Raw genomic sequence first — 289 nt, forward strand, 5'->3', positions numbered from 1 at the left:
CGAGGAGATGCGCTCGGTCGCCCGGGTGCAGGCGTTCCGCGACTTCCTGGTCTCCAAGGCCCAGCGCTGGACCTACTGACCGACCGCTGTCCGCGAAAGGTCCGGTTTCAAAAGGTCTTCGACCTTTTGCGGGTGCAGGGCCGCGCAGCTGCGCGAGGCACTCGCCGCGGCAGCTGCGGCGATCGACGCCGAGGATGCGCAGCCCTGGATCATCACCGAGGCGGGCGATGTGCTCTCGCCGCGCTGGATCCGGGCGAACAGCCAGTCTCGCGCGTTGCAGTGATCTGAG

1 protein-coding gene is annotated in these 289 nt (G+C 68.2%); it reads right to left on the reverse strand.

From position 1 onward, the window contains the following. Positions 1-72: 72 nt before the first annotated feature. On the reverse strand, positions 73-289 hold a 217-nt coding region (locus tag MKL09_RS31445; protein ID WP_244025870.1), incomplete at its 5' end, for a hypothetical protein.

The sequence above is a fragment of the Methylobacterium sp. J-048 genome (assembly GCF_022829515.1).
Lineage (GTDB): Bacteria > Pseudomonadota > Alphaproteobacteria > Rhizobiales > Beijerinckiaceae > Methylobacterium.